The organism is Rhodoplanes elegans (genome assembly GCF_016653355.1).
In the GTDB taxonomy this organism is placed as follows: Bacteria; Pseudomonadota; Alphaproteobacteria; order Rhizobiales; family Xanthobacteraceae; genus Rhodoplanes; species Rhodoplanes elegans.
The window spans coordinates 1-3,976 of record NZ_NHSK01000207.1 but is presented as its reverse complement, the minus strand read 5'-3'; the positions used below and the strand labels follow the sequence as shown (position 1 = coordinate 3,976).

4 protein-coding genes and 1 tRNA gene are annotated in these 3,976 nt (G+C 70.8%); 4 read left to right on the top strand and 1 reads right to left on the bottom strand.

The window, feature by feature from the left end; translation table 11 throughout:
* The first annotated feature begins 320 nt into the window (after window positions 1–320).
* The 3 genes from CCR97_RS24275 (at window position 321) to CCR97_RS24265 (ending at window position 1,281) form a co-directional block, all read left to right on the top strand.
* A tRNA-Val gene (locus CCR97_RS24275) sits at window positions 321–395 on the top strand.
* A 273-nt stretch (window positions 396–668) separates the two neighbouring features.
* Complete coding sequence (locus tag CCR97_RS24270) at window positions 669–854, top strand: hypothetical protein (RefSeq protein WP_111360068.1); 186 nt, start codon at window positions 669–671, stop codon at window positions 852–854.
* Window positions 835–1,281, top strand: a complete 447-nt coding sequence (locus CCR97_RS24265; protein ID WP_146618937.1) for a hypothetical protein — start codon at window positions 835–837, stop codon at window positions 1,279–1,281. Before CCR97_RS24270 ends, CCR97_RS24265 begins: the two co-directional genes overlap by 20 nt.
* A 61-nt stretch (window positions 1,282–1,342) precedes the next feature.
* On the opposite strand, the gene waaC is transcribed toward CCR97_RS24265, so the two are convergent.
* Complete coding sequence (gene waaC, locus CCR97_RS24260) at window positions 1,343–2,305, bottom strand: lipopolysaccharide heptosyltransferase I (protein ID WP_111360070.1); 963 nt, start codon at window positions 2,303–2,305, stop codon at window positions 1,343–1,345.
* Window positions 2,306–2,472: 167 nt separating this feature from the next.
* On the opposite strand from waaC, the gene galE reads away from it, so the two are divergent.
* Window positions 2,473–3,453: a UDP-glucose 4-epimerase GalE gene (gene galE, locus CCR97_RS24255; protein ID WP_111360071.1), complete on the top strand. Its 981-nt coding sequence runs from the start codon at window positions 2,473–2,475 to the stop codon at window positions 3,451–3,453.
* Window positions 3,454–3,976 lie beyond the last annotated feature (523 nt).

Below are 3,976 nucleotides of genomic sequence, written 5' to 3'. Positions count from 1 at the left end.
CTCCACACCGGCCCCGGCACCCGCGCCGGCCGCACCCGCCACCGCCCCGGCGCCCGCGCCCGCCACCATCGCCCCGGCGACACCGTTGCCGCCGCAGTGAGGCCTGTCCGCCGGGTGGGCCCCTCGACCGCGACGCACCGATCGTCGTCGGCCGGCCGAGACGCAACGGCGACCGCGTCGACGCTTGACAGGCCCGGTCCCGACGGCTACTTCGCGCGGACGGTTCGGGCCGCACCCGAACTTCTCGGACCTCGGTCCGAACGGGTTCACCCGGTGAATTTATCGACGGGTCGAACAGGGCGGCCTTCGGCCGACCAGGCGGGCGCTTAGCTCAGCGGGAGAGCACATCCTTCACACGGATGGGGTCGCAGGTTCAATCCCTGCAGCGCCCACCATCTGGCCCGCCGCCTCCACTGGAAACGTCGTCCTTGCCAGAAACGGCGTGACGTAAATCGGCTTTCGCCGAAAGCGTGAGAACTGGTACCGTTCCACGTGATCCTACGTCGAATGCGGACGCTATCCGTCTCGACGTTGGCGCGACGAACATGCGCATCGCCCCTCGGGCCGATCCGAAGCACCTGCATCGGTGTGGGACTGCTTGTTTGGTCGCCGACGATGGTTGTACAAATTCTACCGGCTCGGCCGTTGAGGGGCTGAAGGAGAGTGTCATGCCCGCACTGCGGAAGAAGCGCGATGGTGCTGCTCCGAAGACGCCCGCGCCGCCGCCCGAAGCACTCGCCTACGATGCCGACGTGACGGCCCAAGCCGTTGCCCATATGCAGCGGAAGGCCGATCGCGAACTCGAAGGCGAAGAGTGGGCGATCGTCGACGGCGATGTCGGCGACAAGCGCTGACCCGGACTGGATTCACGCCCCGCCAGCCAGATTCGATCTGGTCACCTGCTATTTCCCTGAACGGCTGCAGGAGGCCGAGCCGGGCCTCAAATTGAGACCGGGCCTGGTCCTCGCAGTTCTGCGCGGCAAGACCTCGGGCCGCTATGCCTGCCGCATCGCCTACGGGACGAAGCAGCTGAAGCTCCCGCGCCGACAACATCTCGATCTCATCATTCAAGACGCTGCAGACGTCGCGCTGCTCGGCTTGGCACGGCCGACGCGATTCGACCTCGATCACACCGCCGTACTGCCCTGGACCGCGACGTTCTTCGGCTGCTGGTCGGGCTTTGCCACGCCGGTCATCGGCACGCTCACCGAGCCGTATGTTCGCGAGTTCGCCTACCTGATGATGAAGCGTGGCTCGGTCCCGCCGCCCGACGGGGTCTGAAGAATCGCTCGATTGTTCCGAGCCAGGGCGACGCCTGCTCTCGTCGACCTGCGCTGCCCGCTCACCCCACTCCGACCGGCAGCACCCGCGCCACCGCCGCCTCGACCTCGGCGAGGCTGCAGGCGGCGCCGTGATCGCCGAGGGTGACGATCGGGCCCGTGCCGGTTGGGCCGGTCAGCGACGGGCGACTGCCGACGAAGATCGACACCAGCGGCACGCCGAGCGCCGCGGCGAGATGCAGGAGGCCGGTGTCGACGCCGACCACCAGCGTCGCCCCGGCGATCAACCGCGCCACCCGGTCGAGCGGCCGGCGCTCCGGCACCCGGGCCGACGGCATCGCAGCGGCGAGCCGCTCGGCCCGCACCTTTTCGGCCGGCGTGCCCCAGGGCAGGACCAGATCGAGTCCGCGCGCCGCCAGCGCAGTGCCGAGCGAAATCCAGTCGGCCTCGGGCCACTCCTTCTCGGGTCGCGCCGTCGCGTGCAGCAGCACCGCATAGGGCCGCGGCGCCGGGTCGGCGAGCGCCGTGCGGTCGAGGCCGTAGTCGGCCTCCCCCTGCGGCACGTAGCCGAGCGCGGCGGCGGTGAGCAGGCGATTGCGGGCGACGGCGTGGAGGTTTCGCGCGACCGTATGACGGACGTCGTAGCTCAGCGTCGCCAGTCCCTCGCGGGCACTCGCAAAATCGTAGCCGTGGCGCTCGCCGCGGGCGAGCCGGGTGAGGACGGCGGTGCGCAGGAGCCCCTGCGTGTCGATCACGGTGTCGAAGCGGCGCCCATGCAGGTCGCGCACGAAGCGGCCGATCTCGGACCAGGTCGCGCCCCGCTGCAGGCCGCGTCTCCAGCGCCGCCAGGCGACCGGCACCACGGCGTCGACCCCGGGATGCAGGCCGGCGAGCGGCGCGAACGCCTCCTCGACCAGCCAGACCAGGCGGGCCGACGGCAGCGCCCGGCGCGCGTCGGTGACGGCCGGCATGTGATGCACCACGTCGCCGAGCGACGAGGTCTTGATGAACAGGACGTCGGCCATGAAACCATCGGGTCCGGCGGGCACCTCCGCGGTCGGGGCCGGCGGGGCGCGGTTCTCTTATACGGGGGCGGCGCGCTTGTCATGCGACCGAGCGGCGGCCCCCTCCCCTGGTCGCGGCGGCGCGGCGCCGATATGGATAGGCGATTGCGGCAACGAAAGGACTGCGCATGAGCGTTCTGGTGACCGGCGGCGCCGGCTATATCGGCAGCCACATGGTCCACGCCCTGGTCGACGCCGGCGAGCGGGTCGTGGTGCTCGACAATCTGTCCACCGGGTTCCGGGCGGCCGTGCCCGCGGCGGCGACGCTGGTGACCGGCGACACCGGCGACGCCGCGCTGGTGTCGCGGCTGATCGCCGAGCACGGCATCCAGTCGATCATCCACTTCGCCGCCTCGATCGTCGTCCCCGAGTCGGTCGCCGATCCGCTGAAGTACTACCGCAACAACACGGCCAACACGCGCAGCATGATCCAGTGCGCGGTCGAAGGCGGCGTGAAGCATTTCATCTTCTCGTCGACGGCGGCCGTCTACGGCAACCCGGCCCAGACGCCGGTCGCCGAGGACGCGACGCTCGCGCCGATGTCGCCTTACGGCTCGTCCAAGCTGATGAGCGAGATCATGCTGCGCGACGCGACGCTGGCGCACGGCCTCGGCCACGTGATCCTGCGCTACTTCAACGTCGCCGGCGCCGACCCGGCGATGCGCACCGGCCAGTCGACGAAGAACGCCACGCATCTGATCAAGGTCGCCGTCGAAACTGCTCTTGGCCTGCGCGAAAAAATCGACGTGTTCGGTACCGACTATCCGACTTCGGACGGCACCTGCGTGCGCGACTACATCCACGTTTCGGATCTCGTCGCCGCGCATGCCGACGCGCTGCGTCATCTGCGCGCCGGCGGGGCGCCCGAGACGCTCAACTGCGGCTACGGCCGCGGCTTCTCGGTGCTCGACGTGATCGAGACCGTGAAGGAGGTGGCGGGCGTCGACTTCCGGGTCGACCGCGCGCCGCGCCGGCCGGGCGATCCGGCCGTGATCGTCGCCGCCTCCGACCGGGCCCGAAAAGTGCTCGGCTGGCAGCCGCGCTTCGACGACCTGAAGACGATCGTCCGCCACGCCCTCGACTGGCAGAAGAAACTCGGCGCCGGCTGAGCACGCTGCGGCGGGCCCGGACAACCGTGCCCCGGACAAGGCGCAGCGCCTCGCGCTGCGCCGCCGAGCCGGGGCCCAGGGGCGGCTCGACTGGCGTTTTCCGACACTGCCGCGCGACCTCGCGGCTCCTGCGTTCCCTCCCCCACGCAACCCGGGCTCGCCCGGGTTGCGCACCACACGTCACAAGTCGGGCAGGCCCGACTTGTGTGGGGGAGGGACAGGGAGGGGGGTACAGCGCCGGCGTTGTGCCGCGCGGCCACCCCCCTCTCCACCTCTCCCCCACAAGGGGGGAGAGAGCAGGCTGCGGCCCGCGGCCGATCTGGTTCGGCCGCCCTCGGTCCCGAGTGCGGCGCATCAGGCCTGCGGCCTGCCGCGCCTTGTCCGGGGCACGAGGCTGGTTCCGTGCCGTCCGCCTCCCGCGTGGCGCGTGCCGCGGCGGACGACTACCATGCGGCCCGGAAACGTTCGAACCGCCCGGGAGAGGCCTCATGACCCGTTTGCTGCACGCCGATGCGTCCGCCGA

Excerpts from the sequence above, each read along its gene's own strand:
- galE (WP_111360071.1), top strand. The coding sequence starts at position 2,473 with ATGAGCGTTCTGGTGACCGGCGGCGCCGGCTATATCGGCAGCCACATG.
- CCR97_RS24265 (WP_146618937.1), top strand. The coding sequence starts at position 835 with ATGTCGGCGACAAGCGCTGACCCGGACTGGATTCACGCCCCGCCAGCC.
- waaC (WP_111360070.1), bottom strand. The coding sequence starts at position 2,305 with ATGGCCGACGTCCTGTTCATCAAGACCTCGTCGCTCGGCGACGTGGTG.
- CCR97_RS24270 (WP_111360068.1), top strand. The coding sequence starts at position 669 with ATGCCCGCACTGCGGAAGAAGCGCGATGGTGCTGCTCCGAAGACGCCC.